Here is a 21,684-nt window from a genome sequence, read left to right on the forward strand (position 1 = left end):
TTACCGACGCACGCCGGAGGCCGCCGCGCGCTCCAGCACCACCTGCGCGTGGTTAATAATCGGTGCATCCACCATTTTGCCGTTGAGCGACACCACGCCCAGGCCGTTACGCTCGCCCTCTTCTGCCGCCTCAATCACCCTTTTGGCGTGATCCACCTCTTCCTGCGTCGGGGCGTAGGCGTTGTGCAGCAGGTCAATCTGGCGCGGGTTAATCAGCGATTTGCCGTTGAAGCCCATCTTGCGGATCAGTTCGACCTCGCGAAGGAACCCGGCCTCGTCGTTAACGTCTGACCACACCACGTCGAAGGCGTCGATGCCCGCCGCGCGGGCGGCGTGCAGCACGGCGCAGCGGGCGTAGAACAGCTCGGTGCCGTCGCCGCGCTCGGTCTGCATGTCCATCACGTAGTCAAAGGCGGCCAGCGCGATGCCGATGAGGCGCGGAGAGCTGCGGGCAATCGCCACGGCGTTGATAACGCCAATGGCCGATTCAATCGCCGCCATCACGCGGGTGGAGCCGACCTCGCGCCCGCACTCGCGCTCGATACGCTCAAGGTGGCCTTCCAGCTCGTAGATATCGTCCGGCGTGTCGGTTTTCGGCAGGCGGATCACGTCCACGCCGGCCCGCACGGCAGCTTCCAGATCCAGCAGGCCAAACGGCGTGCTGAGCGGGTTAATGCGCACCACGGTTTCGATATCCTGATACATCGGGTGCTGAAGCGCGTGGAACACCAGCATGCGCGCGGTATCCTTCTCGCGCAGGGCGACGGCGTCCTCAAGGTCAAACATGATGGAGTCGGGACGGTAGATAAAGGCGGTTGAGAGCATGGCGGCGTTGGCGCCCGGCAGGAATAGCATGCTGCGGCGGAGTTTGCTCATTTCAGCGCCCCCCAGTTGATGCCCTGTTCATCGGCGGCACGCATCAGCGCGCTTTGCAGGCGGGCGCGGATAACACAGTCCAGCGCCCCTTTGTCTTCAATAATGATTAATCCCTGGTGCACGTTCATGGCGCGCAACGTGTCGTTGACCACCTGGCGAATCTGCTCGCCAAACTGCTTAATCACTTCACTGTGGATGACTATCTCCAGCTCGCCGTAAGCGGGAGCGATTTTCACCATCAGGTCGCTGGACTCCTGCGTTCCGGCCAGCGCCTCCCTTACAATTTTCATGATAATTTCCTGGTAGTTAAGCGACTTCCGCACTCGCACGGTAATGCGTTTCGAGATGCGCGAAGGTGGAGTCCGGGACAATCTCCCGGATCCGGGAAAACTGCTGTGTTTTCAGTAAGCGGCGCACTTCAGACGCTGATATGGCGTTGCCGGTGGCCTTGATGCGCGGCATTTCCACCACCTCGATATGCGAGGCCAGCAGGTCGTGCAGCGTCTGGTTGTACTGGCGGGTGATATCGCAAAACGGCTCGGAGCCGATGAAGCGGTGCGTGATACCGAGCGCCGGAGCGATGAAGTCCCGGAAGATCAGCACGTCAATCTCGCTCCACGCCTGCTGCACTTTGCCGGTCTCCTTCAGGAAGTAGGCCGGGAAGGTGGCGCGGGAGATGATGTACTGCGAACCTTCATGCACCACCACGTTCGGCAGATGCGCCACGCCCGCGCGCACCATCTCAAGGCGCGCGCTGAACGGGAAGAACGAGGCGTCTTCACGCACCACGAACAGATGCAGGGCGTCGCACCGCGTCGCCGCCTGCTCCACCAGATGGCGATGTCCGAGGGTGAACGGATTGGCGTTCATCACTATCGCGCCAATGTTCTCCCCGCACCTGCGCTTCGCGCGCAGGGAACGGCAGTAGCGTTCGATCCCCTGCGGGGTGTTCTCCATCAGCACCGCGTTGTTCCCGCTTTGGGCAATCGGCCAGAAGCCGCTGCGGGCAAAGCGCTCCCGGTTGCACGGCCGGGTGCAGAGGAAGAGGTGAAAATGGCCGCGCTCCAGCGCCGCATTTTCCACCTCTGCCAGCAGCCGCGCGCTGAGGTTCTCGCCGCGAAGCTGTTCGTTGACCGCCACGCATTTGATGACGTTGGCAGCAAGCCCTGCACAACCCACCAGCTGCGAGCCGGACCAGGCTTCGACAAACAGCGTGATGTCGTTGTCCAGGCCAAGGCCGCTGTCTGCCAGCAGGTAACGGATCTGGCTTAAGCGTTCCGGGTGCTTCGCCACCAGCGTGTGGCGAAAATCGATGGGTTGCGAGTGCATGCTGCCGCCTTACTTAATGTGCTGCCGCAAGCCCGACGGCCGGCGCTTCCACGATCACGTTGCTCAGATGACCGATATGCTCGATCTCTACCTCAATGCGATCGCCCTCTTTCATAAACAGCGGTGGGTTACGTTTTTTACCCACCCCGCCAGGCGAGCCGGTGATGATCACGTCGCCCGGGCTTAAGCGGGTAAAGGTGCTGATGTACTCGATCAGCTCCGCCACCTTGTGGATCATGCTGCTGGTGTTGTCTTCCTGCACCATGCGGCCGTTCAGCCAGGTGCGGATCGCCAATTGATGCGGGTCCGGGATCTCATCCGCCGTCGCCATCCACGGGCCAAACGCGCCGGTCTGACGCCAGTTTTTACCGGCGGTAAACCAGGTGTGCTGCCAGTCGCGGGCGGAGCCGTCCATGTAGCAGCTGTAGCCCGCCACGTGGCGCAGGGCGTCGTCGCGGCTGATGTTCTCCCCGCCTTTGCCGATGATCACCGCCAGCTCGCCTTCATAGTCGAATTCGCTGGAGTGGCGCGGCTTCAGCACCGGCTCGTTGTGGCCGGTCTGTGAATCCGGGAAGCGGACAAACAGCGTCGGGGCCGGGTTATGCTGGTCAAACTCCTTGCGCTTGTCGGCGTAGTTCATGCCCACACAGAGGATCTTTTCCGGCTGCACAATCACCGGTAAGAAGGTGATGGCGCTCAGCGGCACGTCCACGGCGTCGTTCAGGTAACGGGTGGCCTGCGCCAGCCCGTTGCCCTGCAGCAGCGCCTTGAGGTCGCTGTAGCGGTCGCCGAGGCGGCGGCCTAAATCAATCACGCCGTCGGCCTGGACGATGCCGTAGCTGCGTTTTCCCTGGTATAAAAAGCTTGCGAGTTTCATTGTTCTTTCCTGAAAACTTAAACGAGGAAGTTGCCCAGAATCAGCAGTGAGATAGAGACGTTAATCGCCCCGCCGATACGGGTAGCAATCTGGGCGAACGGCATCAGGCTCATGCGGTTGCCTGCGGTCAGGATCGCCACGTCGCCGGTACCGCCCTGGCCGCTCTGGCAGCAGGAGACGATGGCGACGTCAATCGGATGCATACCAATCTTTTTGCCGACGAAGAAGCCGGTCGCCACCAGTGCGGAAACGGTGCTGACAATCACCAGCAGGTTGCTGACGGTGAACGCCGCCACCAGTTCATGCCACGGGGTAATGGCCACGCCGACGGCGAAGAGAATTGGGTAGGTCACGGAGGTCTGGAAGAATTTGTACACCACCTGCGAGCCTTCCAGCAGGCGCGGAGAGGCGCCGTTGCAGAGCTTCACCAGCACCGCCATAAACAGCATGCCGACCGGGGCAGGCAGGCCAATCAGCTTGTGGCCGAGCATGCCCAGCATGTAGAGCAGTACCGCCAGCAGCGCGCCGGAGGCGATAGTGGTGACGTCCGCTTTGCCGGAAAACGCAGGCTGAGAGACGGTAGCATCGGCATTCGCGCGGTTAGGCATCAGCTGGCCTTCGCCGGTCAGGTGCGGGTAGCGTTTACCGAGCTGGTTCAGGCAGCCGGAGATGATGATTGCCGTCAGGCCGCCGAGCATGACCATCGGCAGCACGCGGCCGAGCGCCACGCCCTGGTCCATATGTAGCAGGGTGGCATAGCCGATGGAAAGCGGGATTGCCCCTTCCCCGACGCCGCCCGCCATAATCGGCAGAATGATAAAGAAGAAGATCTGGAACGGCTCAAGGCCCAGCGCCATACCAACGCCCATGCCGACAATCATGCCGACGATTTCGCCGCACAGCATCGGGAAGAAGATGCGCAGGAAGCCCTGAATCAGCACCGTGCGGTTCATGCTCATGATGCTGCCAACGATAATGCAGCAGATGTAGAGATAGAGAATGTTGGTGGATTTATAGAACTTAGTGGTGGACTCGACCACCACGTCCGGCAGCAGGCCATAGTAGACCAGCGCGGAAGGGATAAAGGTGGCGCAAATCGCCGCCGCGCCGAGCTTGCCGACAATCGGCAGGCGTTTGCCAAACTCGCCGCAGGCAAAGCCGAAGAAGGCCAGAGTCGCCACCATCACCACGATATCGCTCGGCAGCTTTCCGCCCAGGCAATCAATCGCAATCAGCGCGCCCGCCAGAACGAACAGCGGCAGAGGAATAATCCCAATTTTCCAGGTATCCATAATATGCCACCAGCGCTCTTTGAGCGAAGGTCGCTGAATTTCAATCGGGTCGTGGGTAACAGAGAAAGAATCGTCAGTTGTGCTCATAATAAGCCCCTTGGTTATTTTGTGCGTTCAGCTTAGAGTCACAAAGGCTTACTTTATGTGAGGGATGGCATATTAAAAGCGAAGTTTTAATGGCAGCTATGGTTTTAATGGTTTCTTTTATTTAATGTGATTTATACCTTATTTATTGGCGTGGTTTTTATGGTTTCTTTTCCGAATTGAACAAACAAATAACATTTGTTCGCGCAGCCCGAAGCACGTTAGCCTTCAGGAGAACTCATTTACAGCGCCCGCTGTGCAAGGGATCACAAGTTTTCGGCAAAGCGGGCGTCCGCACGAAAAAAGATGATATATTGGCGATCTTTGCTGCTACCTCGCGTGATAGTTATGAAAGTCTCTTTCCAGATCAAGTTGTTTATTTCGCTGGTTGCCTTTTTCTCAGTGCTTTTTGCGCTACTGGGCGGATATTATTATGCCGATGTCGGTAAACAGCTTTATCAGGAAATGAGTACGCGAGCCAAAATACAGGCTGAAGAGATTGCGCTTATTCCGACATTGCGTAATGAAGTTGAACAAAAAAATATCTACGCCATCCATGATTTTATGCAGAAGATTTCTGCGCACAGCGACGCCAGCTTTATTGTGATTGGTGATAATAAAGGGCAGCATCTTTTTCACTCCGTCTTTGCCGACAGAGTGGGCACTACCCTGGTGGGCGGAGACAATGAAGCCGTATTGCAGGGTAAAAGCACCACCACCATCCGCAAAGGCGGGCTGGGCATTTCGCTGCGCAGTAAAGCCCCCATCTTTAACGCTGCCGGCCAGGTGGTCGGCATTGTTTCGGTAGGCTATCTCACCAGCTACCTTGATACCATTACCGTCAGTAAGGTGGTCAATATCCTGATTGCCGCCGTGCTGCTGCTGATCGCTCTCTTTATCTTCTCCTGGTTCTTTACCCGCAGCATCAAGAAGCAGATCTTCTCCCTTGAGCCGCGAGAGATCGGCCTGCTGGTGCGCCAGCAGAAGGCGATGATGGAGTCTATTTATGAAGGGGTGATTGCCATTGACGATCGGCGGCGGATTGAAGTCATCAACCAGGCGGCGCGCAAACTGCTGGGTCTGAGCCAGCCGGCCCGCGAGCTGCGCGGACAGCTGATAAGCCAGGTGATCGATCCGGTTCCGTTCTTCGACACGCAGACGATGCTGGCGAAAGATACCCATGACGAGATTTGCCGTTTTAACGATCTCACGGTAATTGCCAGCCGGGTGCACATTATGCTTGAGGGGTCGCTGCAGGGCTGGGTGATCACCTTCCGCGATCGCAATGAGATCGACTCGCTGAGCGCCCAGCTCAGCCAGGTCAAACGCTATGTCGATAACCTGCGCATTATGCGTCATGAGCAGTTAAACAGGATGACGACCCTCTCCGGCCTGCTGCATATGGGCCGCTATGAGGAAGCCATTGGCTACATTCAGGCGCAGTCGGAGCATGCTCAGGAGCTGCTGGACTTTATTTCTTCGCGCTTCTGCTCCCCGACCCTGTGCGGCCTGCTGCTCGGGAAAGCCGCCCGCGCGCGGGAGAAAGGCGTCGAGCTTAGTTTCGACCCGGCCTGTCGGCTGGACAGACCGTTCCAGCCCCTTGGGGAGCAAGAGCTGATTTCAATTATTGGCAACCTGCTGGATAACGCCATCGAAGCGACGCAGCGATCGCCGCTTCCCCATGCGCCGGTAGAAGTGCTGATCAAACTCAGCGAACAGGAGCTGATTATTGAAGTGGCCGACCAGGGCGTTGGCATTACACCGGCGATCCGTGACCGGATCTTTGAACGCGGCATCACCACCAAAACGCGCGGCGATCATGGGATTGGTCTGTATCTGATCGAAAGCTATGTCACACAGGCTGGCGGCGCGATAGAAGTTGCCGATAATACCCCGCGCGGCGCCATTTTCTCCTTGTTTATCCCGGCTACGGGAACCGCCCGGCAACTGGAAGACACCGACTATGCAACATGAACTTATCGACGTACTGATTGTTGAAGACGAGAACGAACTGGCGCAACTGCACGCGGAGCTGATAAGCAAACATCCGCGTCTGAGGCTGGTGGGCATTGCCTCGTCGCTGGCTGCGGCCCAGGCAGAGCTTGAAAGCAAACAGCCGCAGCTGATGCTGCTGGATAACTATCTGCCGGACGGCAAAGGTATCTCGCTTATCAATAACCCCATGCTGGCCCGCGCCAACTGCTCGGTGATTTTTATTACTGCCGCCAGCGATATGGACACCTGCAGCCAGGCGATTCGCAACGGCGCGTTCGACTACATCCTCAAACCCGTCTCCTGGAAGCGGCTCAGCCAGTCGCTGGAGCGGTTTGTGCAGTTTGCCGAACAGCAGCGGGTGTGGAAGATTGTCGACCAGCAGAACGTGGATTCGCTCTATCAGCTACAGGCGAAAAACTACCGCCTGGACAACGGCAGCAAAGGCATTGAGGAAAATACGCTGGCGCGGGTGCAGACGCTGTTCAACGACAAGGCAACGCACTGCTTTACCGTGGATGAGGTGGTGAGCGAAACGGGATTAAGCAAAACCACCACCCGGCGCTATCTGGAACACTGCGTAGAGGCGGGCTTTCTGACGGTGGAGATGCTGTACGGCAAGATTGGGCATCCGAGGAGGATGTACCGCCGCACAGAAGCCTGATGCGGTATTGTAGGCCCGGTAAGCTTGCGCCACCGGGCAAGTCGCCGGGTGGCGCTGACGCTTACCCGGCCTACGTTCGAGAGAGGGTCTACCTTAATACATACCCATACAGCCGCTTAATCCCGTCGGCATCCTTCTCGCTGTAAACCCCCTGCAGCTCCGGCGAGAAGCCCGGCAGCAGGTTGATGCCCTCCTCCAGCGCCAGGAAGTAACGCTGTACCGCCCCGCCCCAGACTTCACCCGGCACCACGCACAGCACGCCCGGCGGATAGGGCAGCGCCCCTTCAGCAGCAATGCGCCCTGCGGCATCCCGAATGCGAACCAGGTCCACCTCTCCGCGAATATAGGCCCGGTTTGCATCCTGCGGGTTCATTACCACCTCAGGCAGGCTCTCCTTGCGGAACATCGCCTTCTGCAGATCCTTGACGTCAAAGCTGACGTAGAGATCGTGCATCTCCTGGCACAGCTGGCGAAGGGTGTAATCCCGGTAGCGCACCGGGTATTTCTGAAAGATCGTCGGCAGCACGTCCGCCAGCGGCGTGTCGTCTTCTATATGCTGTTCAAACTGGCCCAGCATCGCCACCAGCTGCGCCAGCTTCTCGCTGCTTTCGGCAGGCGTCAGCAGGAACAGGATCGAATTGAGGTCGCATTTCTCCGGCACGATGCCGTTTTCGCGCAGATAGTGCGCCAGAATCGTCGCCGGGATCCCGAAATCCGTGTACTCCCCGGTTTCGGCATCGATACCCGGCGTGGTCAGCAGGAGCTTGCACGGGTCGACAAAGTACTGCTCGCTGGCATAGCCCTCAAACCCGTGCCATTTAGCCCCCGGCTCAAAGCTGAAGAAGCGCAGCTCGCTGGCAATGACGTGCGTCGGATGATCCTGCCACGGCCGCCCCGCCACCACCGGTGGGATAAACGGTTTGATCATATGACAGTTGGCAACGATCGCCTTGCGCGCCTCAATCCCCAGCTCGACGCACTCCGCCCACAGCCTGCGTCCGCTTTCCCCTTCGTGGATCTTCGCATTCACATCCAGCGCGGCGAACAGCGGATAAAACGGGCTGGTGGAGGCATGCAGCATAAACGCGTTGTTCAGCCGCTTGTGCGGGCAGAAGCGCGCCTGACCGCGGATGTGGTTATCCTTTTTATGGATCTGCGACGTTTGCGAGAACCCGGCCTGCTGTTTGTGCACCGACTGGGTCACGAAAATCCCAGGATCGTTCTCGTTCAGCTCCAGCAACAGCGGGGACGTTGCCGCCATCATTGGAATAAACTGCTCGTAGCCCACCCAGGCGGAGTCAAAGAGGATGTAGTCGCAGAGATGGCCGATCTTGTCGATCACCTGACGGGCGTTGTAGATCGTCCCGTCGTAGGTGCCAAGCTGAATGATCGCCAGGCGGAACGGACGCGCCTCGTCGGCCTTCTCCGGCGCCGTCTCGCGGATCAGCTCCCGCAGATATCCATCGTCAAAGCAGTGGTCGTCAATCCCGCCAATAAAGCCAAACGGGTTACGCGCGGCCTCAAGATAAACCGGCGTGGCGCCCGCCTGGATCAGCGCCCCGTGGTGGTTAGATTTATGGTTATTGCGGTCGAATAGCACCAGGTCGCCGCGGGTCAGCAGCGCGTTGGTCACCACCTTGTTGGCCGCCGACGTACCGTTCAGCACGAAGTAGGTTTTGTCCGCGTTGAACACTTTCGCCGCGAACTTTTGCGCGTGCTTGGCGGACCCTTCGTGGATCAGCAGATCGCCCAGCTTCACGTCGGCATTGCACATGTCGGCGCGAAACACGTTCTCACCGAAGAAATCATAGAACTGTCGCCCTGCCGGGTGTTTTTTGAAAAACGCCCCGTGCTGGTGGCCCGGACAGGCGAAAGTGCTGTTGCCCATCTCCACATACTGGCTCAGGGTGTCAAAAAAGGGCGGCAGCAGGTTCTCTTCGTAGCGGCTGGCAGCGCTCTCCAGTTCCAGAAACTCCTGAGCCTTACCCGAGATAACCGCGGTGGCGCCGTCAGGAACGTCCGTTGGCTCCTGCGAGAAAATAAACACCGGTAGCTGAAAGCCCGTGCGTTTCAGCAGTGCAAGAATGCCGCTGCGACTTTCAGCTGTTGTGATGACCACGGCCGCCACATCGGTAAAATCAGTGCTGTCCAGCGTCACCTTTTCGCGGTGCGTAGACACGGTGGAGGCCAGCTCGCGGCTGACGGCAATTTTCATGGTTTTCATAGGCGCAGTTACCCTCACCGAGCGGTGAGACAGGGAGGAGAAAATTCGCGCAATAATGTCACCTTTTATTTTGAGGTGCAAGAAGGAATCAGTATGCACGAAACCACCCAAAGCTAAGGCCCGAGCAGCCCTAGCGTGCCATAATAATGCAATATCAATGATTAAATAACAGGAGTTAACTTTGGTTATCGGGCCATTTATTAACGCAGGCGCCGTATTGCTGGGCGGCGTACTCGGCGCCGTGCTGAGCCAGCGGCTGCCGGAGCGTATTCGCACCTCCATGCCCTCGATATTCGGCCTGGCATCGTTAGGGATCGGTATTCTTTTAGTCATCAAATGCGCCAACCTGCCGGTGATGGTGCTGGCCACCCTGCTCGGCGCGCTGATTGGCGAGTTCTGCTATCTGGAAAAAGGCATTAACAGCGCGGTGAGTAAAGCCAAAAACCTGATTGCCCGACCGGGCGGCAAGGCGAAACACGGCACGCACGAGTCGTTTATTCAAAACTATGTCGCCATCATCATTCTGTTTTGCGCCAGCGGCACCGGGATTTTCGGTTCGATGCAGGAGGGGATGACGGGCGACCCAAGCATATTGATTGCGAAGGCGTTTCTTGATTTCTTCACCGCCACCATTTTCGCCACTACTCTTGGCGTCGCTGTGGCGGTGATTTGCATCCCGATGCTGCTGATCCAGCTGGCGCTCGCCACCTGCGCCACGTTGATTCTCCCGCTCACCACGCCGGCGATGATGGCAGACTTTACCGCCGTCGGCGGCCTGCTGCTGCTGGCTACCGGGCTGCGCATCTGTGGGATAAAGATGTTTGCCGTGGTGAACATGCTGCCCGCACTGCTGCTCGCCATGCCGCTCTCCGCGCTCTGGACGCGCTTTTTCGCTTAAGGATGCGGCGAAATGGTGAGAGATTGCGCAGTCTGTAACGAAAACAACATTTTTCGTTGACGGCAGGGGGCAGATCGGGTTTAATGCGCCCCGTTGCCCGGATAGCTCAGTCGGTAGAGCAGGGGATTGAAAATCCCCGTGTCCTTGGTTCGATTCCGAGTCCGGGCACCAAAATTTAGTTTCATGATGTTCCTATACGTCCTGAAACGTTAGAAAATCAGTAAGTTAAAGAAACCTGATGGTACTGAAAAGTTCCGTCAGGTTTTTTTGATATCCAGAGTTTTGGGGGGCTTAATTGGGGGCCTGTTGGTTCGATAAACTCTGGAGCCCCCCGCGATGCCACTCACCGATATCGCCATCCGCAATGCAAAGCCGCTCGATAAACCTTACAAGCTCAGTGACGCGCAGGGTCTTTACCTGCTGATTAAACCCAACGGTTCTAAACTCTGGCAACTCAAGTACCGCTTTGGCGGCAAGGAGAAAAAGCTGGCGTTTGGCGCTTACCCGACCGTAACGCTGGCGAATGCGCGTAAGCTGCATGAAGAAGCTCGCGCCGTACTCAGCGCGGGCGACGATCCAGGGGTGAAAAAGCAGCAGCAGAAGCAGGCAAAGAAAAGTGGTAATACCTTTGAAGAAATCGCCCGTAAATGGGTGGCAGGGAATATCCGCTGGACCGAGGCACACGCCGCCAAAGCCCTGCGCTCGCTGGAACTGCACGTATTTCCGCTGATTGGCAGGATCCCCGTTGCCGACCTGAAAACCGCCGATCTGCTGATCCCGCTGCGGGTGGCGGAGAGAAAGGGCAATCTGGAGACCGCCGCGCGGATCCAGCAGCGCACCACGGCGATCATGCGCTATGCGGTGCAGGAGAGCCTGATCGCCAGCAATCCGGCTAACGATCTGACAGGCGCCATCGCGCCGCCCCCGAAAAACCACTACCCCGCCCTGCCGCTGGAAAAGATGCCGGAACTACTGGAGCGCTTCGAGAGCTATTCTGGCAGGCTGTTAACCCGTCTGGCGGTGCAGCTTAACCTGCTTATCTTTATTCATTCCAGCGAACTGCGCTTTGCCCGCTGGGCGGAGATCGATCTGGATGGCGCAATGTGGACCATCCCCGCCGAGCGTGAGCCGATTCCGGGTGTGCGCTATTCAGAGCGTGGCGCAAAGATGAAAACGCCGCATCTGGTGCCGCTGTCAAAACAGGCGGTCACGGTGCTGAAACAGTTAAAGCTGCTGTCCGGTAACAGCGAGTTGATGTTTCCCGGCGATCACGATCCGCGCAAGCCAATGAGCGAAAACACCATCAACAAGGCGCTGCGGGTGATGGGCTATGACACAAAGGTGGACGTGTGCGGTCACGGCTTCCGCACCATGGCCTGTAGTGCGCTAATTGAGTCCGGACGCTGGTCGAAGGACGCTGTGGAGCGGCAGATGAGCCATCAGGAGCGTAACAACGTTCGCGCCGCGTATATCCACAAGGCGGAGCACCTCGACGAGCGCACGCAGATGATGCAGTGGTGGTCGGACTATCTCGACGCCTGTCGGCAAAAGTTTGTTGCGCCATATCGGTACGACAGGCAGGTTCAGGTGGCCTGAGCCATTCAGCGAGTCACACCGGAAAGCAGATCTCAGCGGATCTGCTTTTTTATTTGCACCAGCGCCAAATCCATTGAGCTGCGCCAGTTCCGGCCCTTTAAGCCCTTTGGCCTTTTCCGGTCTGGCGCGGTTACCCTTAACGTTCCTTTACCCTTCGGCCTTTTGCTTTTCATGATTGCACCAGAACAGGAAATTATTCCTCTTCCCGCCGTCCGTAAACCTGCACCACATACCGCCCGCGCCCGTCGCCGTGGCCCAGATCCATTGAGGTCAGCGCCAGCGCTTCTTTGTCGCTGAATCCCTGTGCCAGATAGTGACGGAGCGCATCCTGCGCCCACGCATAGCGCAACGAGTGAGGAGTGTAATCGCCCGTCAGGCCAGCCTTTGCAATCTCCCCTCGCCAGTAATTCATCGCTTTCTGAAGATTAGGCTGATCGATCAGTCTGCCGTCACGTTGCTCTGCGACAGATAAGGCGTTTTCCAGCGCTTTTTTCACTGCGCCAGTGTCCTGAATAATAGTTTCACGTGGACGATGGCCTTTGGTGCCAAACACCACCGTCAGCCGGGTCTCGCCGCGCTCCAGCGCCTGTTTCCACGTTTTTAATGACTGACAACACTGAACCGCTTCCTGCGAGCGCAGCCCCATCAGTCGCGCCAGCTCCAGCGTTGCCGCCAGCCCTGCGTCTTTGTCGCGGACGGCTTCCAGTACCTTACCGTAATACTCCGGCGTGATGGCCCGGTTGGTGCCGTTACGGGATGCGCCAGCCAGTCCCAATGATTTATTGGTCAGGCGCGAATGTTCCGCCACCTGCTTACGTCCGGCCTGTTGCAGCACGCCACGCAGCGCGGCCATTTCATTTTGCAGCGTCCGTTTACCGATCTCCTGCGCCAGTCGCGCCTGAATATAGCATTCGATATGGCGAACCTTGATCTGCTCCACCCGCTGGATCTGGATATTCAGCGAGCGTAAATGGCGGCTGAACCGCTGCACAATGTGGATGCGATCATCCACCGTTTTAAAACTGCCGCCCGCTTTTTTTGCCAGCGCCTTCATTTCACCACCTAATTTACCCATAGCGACCCCTTGCAGCCTGATAAAAAGCACAATCTGGCCCCGGCGTATGCTTTGTGGCTGCGCCAGAACGATACCTTCACGCCGGGGTGGCAGGTTGTTGAGGTGTAGGAAGTTTCAGACTGTACGCGGTACAGGCTGCCTGCGTGAGCAGGAATTCTCCGGGGCGTCATGCCCCCCTCGGTATCGATCTTTTTCTCCTTTTCTGAACCGACAGCGACCTGAAAACGGCGTGCCAGTGTGGGGGATTGAGGGCGCAGGCCGGATAAACCGTGGCTTGCGTGGGCGTGGTGAAACGGCGTCACTTGCGCCCGTAATACGGGACTCAAGTGACGCCCGGTCAGGTGCTGTGCTCTGAGAGGGCACATTCTGGTGTAGGATTTATCGGAAAGTTTCCGGCGCGGTGAAACAACGATCAGTGAACTGGTGCAGTTAAGAGGCGCTGAAATTCAGCTGGTGTAAGCGAGCCACGAAATCGGGTGATTTCCGGTTGATTGGAATTACAGCCGATGAACTGGCGCAGTTAAAGAGTGTATCTGAGCCTCCGCCGCGATGTTCTGCGACCCGGTGTTTGCAGAGGTCTGCACCGGTAAAGGGATCAACCGTCCTGATAACAGGTGCTTCTTTCAGGTTGCGAAGCAAAGGGCGCTGTCAACGACAGCATAGAGCAGAAGGGAGATTACACCCGGTTTGCACAGATGAAAAGGGGAAACCTTTTTTCTGGAAATTGAGTTGCTTGTGGATTTTTTCGCGATTTTATGAATGGCAGTCTGCCGCGCTTCGCTTGCCTTCTCCCGATCTTCCGCCTGCACATGCAGCCAGAAGATCGAGAGAATCTGTTTTAACGTGGTCTGAGATAACGGGAAGGCCAGATGTGCTCTGGCGCAACGCCTAACGCTTCAGCGATCAACCTTTCACCTTTGGGCCAGCGGCGGGTAAGCGCGTTTGCCAGCGTGGAGGACGCCAGCCCCGACTGACGAGACAGCGCCGCCAGCGAGGTGCTCCGCTTTCTCAGCCCGGCGATAATGTCGGCGGGATGCCAGTCCTGCTGTATCATACTGTCACCTTATCGATAAACTTCACGCCATCGGCGGTGCGTATCCATCGTGGAGCCTTAAGTTCAGCGGCAAAGCACCAGACCAGCTCACACATTAATCCGGTCAGTAACTGTTCCATTTTCGGCAGTAGCGCCCGCCCTGTCAGAAGCCTCGCCAGTGTAAGCGAGTAGTCGCAAAGTAATTCGGAACCGGGTTCAAAGTAGGTGGAACTGGCAGGAAGGGTATCGGTGGTCAGACTTTCAATCAGGTGGGGCGGGATGGGATCGTTCAGCGTGGGACGCAGCAGCGCAAGACAGGCAGCAAGCCGTCCGCAAAGCGCCAGCCGTAGCGCCGGATTGTCGCTTTCAATGAGGGTGTCGGCGAAGCTTTCGCAATAGTTGGCAAGGACGGTGAAATCCGTGGCGGCGTTGAAGGAAACAGCAAGTAACGGGTGTGTTTGAGTGGGGATCGTAGCCATAGTGGCAGCCTCCAGTAAGTGATTGTTTGAACCACCACCGAAGAGACCAATCTTACGGGTGGTGGAACCGGACGGAGTTGGTCTTACCGGCCTTACTGGACACCGGCGCGTCTTGCGACGCCTCCGCCCGGCCCACCATTGAGATGTAGCCGGATGAACGACATAAAAAAGACGCAAAGCGCGTCATATGTCGCCAGTAAGGAATATCTTCAGGAGACCAATCCCGGCACCTGAATTTGCAGGTGCCAAGAAAAGATACCGCGTTTGGTTTTGCCAGACAAGGAATTTCCGGGGGGCCCATTACACTTCTCTGAACAATAATGCCGGCAGAAAAACAGTGACTGAATTTTCTCCAATACAAAAACACGACCATCTCAATCAATTGTTATTCAAAGCAAAGATTGAATCATCAGATGAAATCGCCTACGATAGCGAAAGCCATCCCCCCGGGATCCTTAGCCTCTACACGATAGTCATGCTCGTACGAGGTGTGCGGGGCTCGCCGACAGCTTGTCGGCGTCGAAAGAAAGGAGCCCGGTATGAAACAGAAAACTGTGCTGGTTCACCAGTATCTGCGTTTCCGTTTTGGTCGCTGGGAGCACGTGTGTCAGCACATGCGCTCTTTGCCGAACTGCTAACGGTTAATCCCGGGGTGATGGTCCTCTTCTATTTGTTAATCAGGCCGCTTGTGTCGTCTTTTCCATCATTGATGTGTAATGTTCTTCATCTTTCGCCGCCTCGAATACTTTCTTAAACCAGATAAGATAGCGTTCAACCGAAGCCCCCTCATGAAGAGAGATATTACGGGCATCCTGGTGAGAATGTCGATTCAGGTAACGAGCAAATATACGGAAACCCGGTTCGCCTTCAGGTCCGCTGGCCAGTGTTTCAAGCGCCCGATGAAGGGTTTCACTTTTCCCCGAAAAACCAAAATAATATTCAAGGATTTGCCGCATTGTATTTGGGATCACCACACTGGCAATGTCATCTTTTTGGGCGTGGCGTAAGACATACCATAGTGCCTGATAGTCGTTCAGTAATTCTTTTTCGGAAACAAAGGAAGCAGAACTATGTAAAGATTTGGATACCCGATAAAGCGTCCATTCTGGTGGGCAAGAACCCGCTGCCCTTTTCTTCCGTTCCGCAGAAAGCAGTAACTCCTGAAAGAAAAACAGGCTGTGCGTCAGAATAATCACTTTCTCAGCAATTCTGGCACGTATAACCTGATGCTGGATCAACGATGCTATTTCAAAAACATAGTTTTGCGACAGGCTGGATATAGGATCATCAATGACAATTAAACGTTTTCGTTGGTCACTGTCATCACGACTTTTTCTCCCTGTGCAAGTCTCCAAAAAATAAAGAAAAGCAATCAGTGTTTTTTCACCTTCACTCAGACTACCAAAAACAGGCGTATCGCTGTTTTCACCTTCCCGTACCAGACGATAATCATCCCGATCGTCATAGGGCGCAATACGGAATCCAGTGATCCCAAGGCTATCCAAACTGTGATTAATACGTTCAATCGTTTCCTGCGTATTGACGATCAGGCTGGATTTATCGCGAATGATTGCGTTCAGAGTATCAAGCTGGGCCGTAATTTCATCCCGAGACACCGTTAATTTTGCTAATTTTTCAGCAAGTTCTGCTAGTTGTTCATCATGGTTAATTATCGTATCGGTAGCCAGCTTTCGGATATGACCGAGTAACCTCTGTTTCAGTCTTACCCGCTCAGTCTGATAATTTTCAGTCTTTCGGTTATGTTCGCTTATTACCGCATTAATACTGACTATCTGCACAGAGACATTGCCAGCCAGAGCAGAAAGATCCTCAACAGTAATCGACGCAGAGGGTGATGTTAATTTCTCATCGATATGCAATTTATTTCTTTGATAGGCCTGCTCCAGTTCAAGCAAACAGAGATAAACAGGATGTTCCTGATCAACTAACGGACACGCTTTTATTAACTGCCGCATATGTTCGGGTTTATCGTGCCAGAGTTGATATCGTGCCTGAAGTTCCCGCAACTGGTCCATCGCGGCTTCCCATGAAGTATCAAAAAGGGCAGTGATTTCCTGTTGAAGTTGCCAGACATCTATCGGCGTTTGACAAAATGGGCAAATGTCATAACTCAGCCACTGCAGCCCATTTCTCACCCAGTCAATGTTGCCTAATTGGTTAATTGCGGCAGCAAGACGGCTATCACCTGCTGGAATAAGAGGTTGCATCAATAGCGCAATATCACTTTCATTCAGAGGGGATACTGGCAATGCTTCGAGCAAAGCGTAAGGGTTGCCTTTACTGGCCTCAAGTCGGTGTAGTTCTTCGTTTAATTCCTGCGTCGAAGTATCTTCAACTTCAGTGTGTTCAAGGATGGTTTGATAAAGCTTGTCAGTCTGTTTAGTTCCAACCATCAAATCCCATAAATCTGTTTTTCTGATTTCTGCGGTAGAACTATAAATCTGTTTCGCAGAACCATTTTTAATGTTTTCTTCCATACTCTCAACGTCGCGTTTTTGCACGTCCAAAGCATCACGCCGGGCAAACAAAACTTTACTCTCCGCTTCCAGAGCATCTATTTCAGTTTTAATTTCTGCATTTTCACTATTTAAAGTGAAAATGCCCGGCTGAGAAGGTTGACTGAAAATATCGTCTACATACTCCTGATTAAATACCAGGTAGTTCATATCCAGTGGAGGTCGCAGGTTGCACTGACTGTAATCTGGTCGACCATGCTTATAAAAGTAACCAGAAACGGTTGATTTTCCTGAGCCGTTTTGTCCATAGATAAGAGTGACATACTTACTCAAGTCGAACTCCACTGGCCTTTCGCCCTGATAACTGCGAACGCCGCGGATGGAGAGAATGCTCATGCTATATCCTTATCATCGCCTGCTGTATGTGGGTATTTTATCGTCGGAATTCCCTACAGCAAGCTACCTCACTGATATCTGCCATTTTAAAAATTGTCATAGAGTGAATGTTACTGACATTTTTTAGATTAGACTCCTTGCTACACAAGGGATATAATGAAAGTACATATCAATCAAAACGTCAGTACAGGAGAATCAATGTCTGTTGCCGCTCTGGCCCGCCAGCGGGTTCATCGCATGAAGCGTGGCATCCCCTTTTCCATCAGCGGATTTTATTCGCTGGGAAGCCGTGCGTCGGTACAACAGGCAATGAGCCGTCTGGTCAAAGAAGGATTGCTGGTCCGGGTCTAACGTGGCTTCTACTCCCGGCCAAAACCGTTGAAAAACCTTCCATCCGTAAATGTTGTCGCTAGTGCTAATGCCGTTGCCGCCGCATGGGCAAAAGAACGCGGTTACAAAATCACCCTTCAGGGACTGGAAGCCGCTTACCGGCTAGGGTTGCAAACACAAGCACCTGTTAAACGCATCTATTGGTCAAACGGCCCTACACGAGAGTTCCGCGTCGGCAATGAGTTGGTACGGATCCAGCATAAATCAGCAAGTCGGTTACGTTGGCTGAGCCGGCCTGAAGGAGAGCTGATGCGCGGTTTGCTAAGTCTGGAGCAGGAACATACCTCGCCGGAAACGCTGAAGAATGCTTTTCATCGGCTGAGCATCCCGTCCGCGAAAGCGCGGCAGATTGCCGGAAAGTTGATGAATGAGCCTGCGCTTCACGCATGGCGCTTACAGCTTATGACTTTACAAAAGGCGCTCTGATGAACATTTTTGATTACTACCGGAGCGCATAACAACGCCGCGAGCTTCAGGAAATCCTCTCTTACGCGGCGCAGCAGCATCCCTCCGGGCTGGGAGCCAGCTTTCTGGAAAAGGATCTCTGGGTAACGGAGACCCTTCGGTTGCTTTTTAATGAGGAGTTGTTGGGAGGATTATCTGTCGCGTTTAAAGGCGGAACGGCGTTAAGCAAATGCTGGAACGTGATTGAGCGTTTTTCTGAAGATATCGATCTTTCTGTTCACTGGGCCGATCTGGCTAGCCACTCAGAAGAGGAAGAACAGCAGGCATGGGAGCAAAGCACGCTAAATAACAGCCAGAATTGCCGGTTCAGAGAGCAGCAGCAAGAGCGCTTAACCGAATGGACAAACGCGCTGGCAGAACGGTTAAACCGACGCTTTCAGATTTATGATATTTCGGGCCTTGAAGCAAAAATGGAACCCGACAGTGGTGGCGAAAAAGTCGATATCTATTTCCCACGGGTGAAAGAAGACAGTATGGCCTATCAGCGCGATCATATTCTGTTGGAATTTGGCGGATGAAATCGTGGCAAGCCAACCGGTCTGATGCCTGTTATAAGCTATCTGTCCGGGATTGCAGGCATGGATGCACTTCAGTTACCCGCTGCGACCGTAAACGCTTATGACACCGGTTATATTCTTTGGGAAAAGCTGACGGCGCTGCACCAGTTCTGCACGCAAACCAAAGCGCCAAATCCGGCCCGACTGGCACGCCACTGGTATGATGTGGATTGCCTGCTGCGTAATCATTTCGCCAGCCCATATAAAACGCAGGAAGCTATGCAGAATGTGGTCGAGATGAAGCAACGTCGCTGGTCCGTGCCGGGCGTGGATTTTACTCAGGTGATTGCCGGAAACCTGCAACTGTTGCTTGACAATGCTGAACGGTTCGCCGCGATCGCCGGGGATCATCAAACGGCAGTAGAAGGGGGAATGTTCTTTCATCAGCCTGACATATTTGCTGACATTGCCGATCGTCTTCGTCATGCGCAAGATGAAATCAATCGTTTTATGCGAGGCTCACAAATATAACCCATTCCCGCCAATTGATCGCCCAGCCACATAACATAACCCTTATGAATACCATGGTTTTTATGCTTGTACTCCAGCCCATTCGCGGTATTATTTTACGATCTCTCTTCCAGTTTTATGCTTACCGCCTTTGCCGCTCGTAGAACAATGCCGGGAAGCGTTATCAGTGATTAAGGGCACGGAATGGGCTTCTGGATATTTGTTATTATGTTGGCTGTTATCTGGCTTCTGTTTTCTAAAAAGAAAAAGTCGCCTCCCCCCAAAGTAAACAGCAAAACCATCACCAAAATAAATCATTCATCCCATCAGAAATCTCTCAATAAGTCAGACAGCAGTGTGACAAATATGCATTCTCAGGGCTTCGATGATGACGAACTGGCAACCTTTACCTTCGTTAATGGACAGACGGTTGAATACAGCACCAGCCGCCAACCATCACGCGAAAGCGCCGCCCGTAGCAATACCACGCCGGCGCGATGGGTCAAACCGGGAGAAAGCGTCAACATTCAAAACGTCGTCATTAATAGCGGTAATTTTTATTTCGGCGGACGGTTAAAAACACATTCATCAGGAGAATATGGCTATCTTTATAACGATGGTTCCGACGCTTCGCTGATTAACGACACTTTCCCCATCGAGCCCATTTCACGGCATTATTATGATGAGTCTCTGGGATACTGGCCCAGCTTCGCCACACTCTCCCCTCGCTGCCGTGGCGCCTATCTTGACTGGCTGGCAAGCGATCGCAGCGATGCGACCTGCCCCATCGGCTACGTTTTTATCTATTTTTACGGTCTTGAGCGCCGCATATTAATCGATGGTACGAGGGAATCAATTTCTGACGATGAGTTCAAATCATTATTTGAAGAATTATCACGCCTGAGAACAGTATTTCAGGCAAACAGATCCTTCCGTCGTTATTCGACGCAATTAATAGAAACCATGTCGCTTCTCCGGCCTGATGCCATCCAAATAGAGGATGAAAGCGAATGCTTTGCATCAGGCAGTTCATTGCTATTTCAGTTTCGCCTGGCCGCGACGGTTGCGCAAGGAGAGCCCGTATCCGCAGATCTAGCTCTGGCATGGATAAAATATTATACCGAATATACGCTACGAACTCCGGCGAGGCGTTGTGCAGAAGAGTTTGCCGCTCTGTTTAAACAACGCTATGTCAATAAGTTTGGTGAAGGCATGGTAGTTAAACCTAACAAGACCATGTTGAAACTGAGCTATTCCCCGGCAAGTAGCTCGCTCAGGGGGATTAACATTAAGCATCCTGAGCTCCCCGATCCCAGTATATTAAGAGCACCTGTACAAAAACTGATACAGATTGCAGAATCCTGTATCAACGCGCTGGATGCCTACAGTCGCTATCTCGGTAAAAAAGATGCCTCAGCAAGTGATGTCGCCGCCATCATGCTGCTTCCCGATGAAATACTGACCGAAGATGCAGAACGCATGTTCGCTGAATTTAAACACTGGGCAGATGAGAAAATCCGTGAACATTCAGGGCTGACGACAGTGTCTGATTTCTGGGCCAGACTGGGTATGCCTGTACCGGATAAGATTAATAAGAAAGAAGCCGAGCTGATGCAAAATTTCGTCCGGCGAACAGGCTACGGCATTGCGCCGGATATGCGCTATCACCTTGTCCGGCCAGAACCAGAAGGACACGTTGTTTTGTTTCCCGAAGGGCATGCGGAATTCTACGTACCGTCGGCGGAATTTACGTCAGTCTCCGTGGCGCTTCGGTTGGGCGCCATGATTGCGCAAATGGACAAGCGCGTGGACGTTGCTGAACAGGCTACGCTGGAGAGAACGATTAATCATAACGATGCGCTGTCGCCAACAGAAAAACGTTCGCTGCACGCCTACCTCACCTGGCGGCTCAATACGCCTGCAAATCAGGCCGGTCTGAAAGGTAAAATTGAGCAACTCAGCGATAAAGACAAATCCACTATTGGCAACGTGATTATCAGCGTCGCCTGCGCAGATGGAAAAATCGATCCGGCTGAAATTAAGCAACTGGAAAAAATCTACACCAGCCTCGGCCTGGACAGCAGTACCGTCACCAGTGATATCCACCGCCTGTCAACCGCAGAAACAACTCCGACAGCTACGTTACAAACCCCATCTGAGACGAGCGGCGCGTTTTCTCTTGATGAACGGATCCTTGCCCGTCATGAATCCGATACCACAGACGTACGCCAGTTGCTGAACACCATCTTCACCGAAGATGAACCCGCAGACGAATCCCCTGCGGAGATCCCGTCACATACTGGCGCAGGTCTTGATGAAGCACATCACCAGCTTTACCAACGTTTGCTGGAAAAAGAGCGCTGGGCGCGAAACGAAGTCGCTGAGCTATGCCAGCAGTTTAATTTGATGCTGAGTGGCGCAATTGAAGCGATTAATGACTGGTCTTTCGAACAGGTTGACGCCCCAGTGCTTGATGATAACGATGATATTTACGTTGACCTGGAAATTGCACAAGAACTCAAAGGATAAT

General features: G+C 54.4%; 16 protein-coding genes, 1 tRNA gene and 2 pseudogenes. 9 read left to right on the top strand and 10 right to left on the bottom strand.

Going from position 1 to position 21,684, the window contains the following annotated elements; all coding sequences use genetic code 11:
• From citE to KIF87_RS19845, 5 genes are read right to left on the bottom strand one after another with little or no spacing between them, the layout of a single operon-like run.
• Positions 1–876: a citrate (pro-3S)-lyase subunit beta gene (citE, locus tag KIF87_RS19825; RefSeq protein ID WP_213330283.1), complete on the bottom strand. Its 876-nt coding sequence runs from the start codon at positions 874–876 to the stop codon at positions 1–3.
• Positions 873–1,166: a citrate lyase acyl carrier protein gene (gene citD, locus KIF87_RS19830; protein ID WP_213330285.1), complete on the bottom strand. Its 294-nt coding sequence runs from the start codon at positions 1,164–1,166 to the stop codon at positions 873–875. The genes citE and citD overlap by 4 nt, the downstream gene beginning before the upstream one ends.
• A gap of 16 nt (positions 1,167–1,182) precedes the next feature.
• Entirely contained in the window at positions 1,183–2,205 is a 1,023-nt protein-coding gene (gene citC, locus KIF87_RS19835; protein WP_193940437.1) for a [citrate (pro-3S)-lyase] ligase, read from the bottom strand.
• A 13-nt stretch (positions 2,206–2,218) separates the two neighbouring features.
• Entirely contained in the window at positions 2,219–3,082 is an 864-nt protein-coding gene (locus KIF87_RS19840; protein WP_059312234.1) for a fumarylacetoacetate hydrolase family protein, read from the bottom strand.
• A gap of 17 nt (positions 3,083–3,099) precedes the next feature.
• On the bottom strand, positions 3,100–4,461 hold the full coding sequence (locus tag KIF87_RS19845) for a 2-hydroxycarboxylate transporter family protein (RefSeq protein ID WP_133550521.1): 1,362 nt from the start codon (positions 4,459–4,461) through the stop codon (positions 3,100–3,102).
• A gap of 345 nt (positions 4,462–4,806) precedes the next feature.
• Between KIF87_RS19845 and KIF87_RS19850 the strand changes: the two genes are divergently transcribed.
• Both KIF87_RS19850 and KIF87_RS19855 read left to right on the top strand, forming a co-directional pair.
• Complete coding sequence (locus KIF87_RS19850; RefSeq protein WP_213330287.1) at positions 4,807–6,432, top strand: ATP-binding protein; 1,626 nt, start codon at positions 4,807–4,809, stop codon at positions 6,430–6,432.
• Complete coding sequence (locus tag KIF87_RS19855) at positions 6,422–7,114, top strand: response regulator (RefSeq protein ID WP_193940440.1); 693 nt, start codon at positions 6,422–6,424, stop codon at positions 7,112–7,114. The genes KIF87_RS19850 and KIF87_RS19855 overlap by 11 nt, the downstream gene beginning before the upstream one ends.
• An 88-nt stretch (positions 7,115–7,202) precedes the next feature.
• On the opposite strand, the gene KIF87_RS19860 is transcribed toward KIF87_RS19855, so the two are convergent.
• Entirely contained in the window at positions 7,203–9,338 is a 2,136-nt protein-coding gene (locus tag KIF87_RS19860) for an ornithine decarboxylase (RefSeq protein WP_213330289.1), read from the bottom strand.
• 181 nt (positions 9,339–9,519) lie between these two features.
• Between KIF87_RS19860 and KIF87_RS19865 the strand changes: the two genes are divergently transcribed.
• The 3 genes from KIF87_RS19865 to KIF87_RS19875 all read left to right on the top strand — a co-directional run bounded on the left by KIF87_RS19865 (position 9,520) and on the right by KIF87_RS19875 (position 11,832).
• Positions 9,520–10,236: a DUF554 domain-containing protein gene (locus KIF87_RS19865; RefSeq protein WP_213330291.1), complete on the top strand. Its 717-nt coding sequence runs from the start codon at positions 9,520–9,522 to the stop codon at positions 10,234–10,236.
• Positions 10,237–10,331: 95 nt separating this feature from the next.
• Positions 10,332–10,407: transfer RNA gene (locus KIF87_RS19870), tRNA-Phe, on the top strand.
• 165 nt (positions 10,408–10,572) lie between these two features.
• Complete coding sequence (locus tag KIF87_RS19875; RefSeq protein ID WP_213330293.1) at positions 10,573–11,832, top strand: tyrosine-type recombinase/integrase; 1,260 nt, start codon at positions 10,573–10,575, stop codon at positions 11,830–11,832.
• A gap of 193 nt (positions 11,833–12,025) precedes the next feature.
• On the opposite strand, the gene KIF87_RS19880 is transcribed toward KIF87_RS19875, so the two are convergent.
• The 4 genes from KIF87_RS19880 to KIF87_RS19895 form a co-directional block, all read right to left on the bottom strand.
• The gene (locus tag KIF87_RS19880) at positions 12,026–12,907 is read right to left on the bottom strand and encodes an integrase domain-containing protein (protein ID WP_213330295.1); all 882 of its coding nucleotides are present in this window, start codon (positions 12,905–12,907) and stop codon (positions 12,026–12,028) included.
• Positions 12,908–13,745: 838 nt separating this feature from the next.
• Positions 13,746–13,961: a helix-turn-helix domain-containing protein gene (locus tag KIF87_RS19885; RefSeq protein WP_213330297.1), complete on the bottom strand. Its 216-nt coding sequence runs from the start codon at positions 13,959–13,961 to the stop codon at positions 13,746–13,748.
• On the bottom strand, positions 13,958–14,419 hold the full coding sequence (locus KIF87_RS19890) for a hypothetical protein (protein ID WP_213330299.1): 462 nt from the start codon (positions 14,417–14,419) through the stop codon (positions 13,958–13,960). The genes KIF87_RS19885 and KIF87_RS19890 overlap by 4 nt, the downstream gene beginning before the upstream one ends.
• 677 nt (positions 14,420–15,096) lie before the next feature.
• Positions 15,097–17,292, bottom strand: coding sequence for an AAA family ATPase (locus KIF87_RS19895; RefSeq protein ID WP_213330301.1), 2,196 nt, complete (start codon positions 17,290–17,292; stop codon positions 15,097–15,099).
• A 156-nt stretch (positions 17,293–17,448) separates the two neighbouring features.
• On the opposite strand from KIF87_RS19895, the gene KIF87_RS23325 reads away from it, so the two are divergent.
• The 4 genes and pseudogenes from KIF87_RS23325 to KIF87_RS19910 all read left to right on the top strand — a co-directional run bounded on the left by KIF87_RS23325 (position 17,449) and on the right by KIF87_RS19910 (position 21,683).
• Positions 17,449–17,643 carry a hypothetical protein gene (locus tag KIF87_RS23325; protein ID WP_249665981.1) on the top strand — a complete coding sequence of 65 codons (195 nt, stop codon included), beginning with the start codon at positions 17,449–17,451 and terminating at the stop codon, positions 17,641–17,643.
• 15 nt (positions 17,644–17,658) lie between these two features.
• A pseudogene (locus KIF87_RS19900) lies at positions 17,659–18,108 on the top strand (DUF6088 family protein); the annotation flags it as partial.
• Between the two features lie 140 nt (positions 18,109–18,248).
• A pseudogene (locus KIF87_RS19905) lies at positions 18,249–19,175 on the top strand (nucleotidyl transferase AbiEii/AbiGii toxin family protein).
• A gap of 183 nt (positions 19,176–19,358) precedes the next feature.
• Positions 19,359–21,683 carry a tellurite resistance TerB family protein gene (locus KIF87_RS19910; RefSeq protein WP_213330303.1) on the top strand — a complete coding sequence of 775 codons (2,325 nt, stop codon included), beginning with the start codon at positions 19,359–19,361 and terminating at the stop codon, positions 21,681–21,683.
• The last annotated feature ends 1 nt before the right edge of the window (position 21,684 follow it).

The organism is Enterobacter sp. 120016 (genome assembly GCF_018383635.1).
GTDB classification, from domain to species: domain Bacteria; phylum Pseudomonadota; class Gammaproteobacteria; order Enterobacterales; family Enterobacteriaceae; genus Enterobacter; species Enterobacter asburiae_D.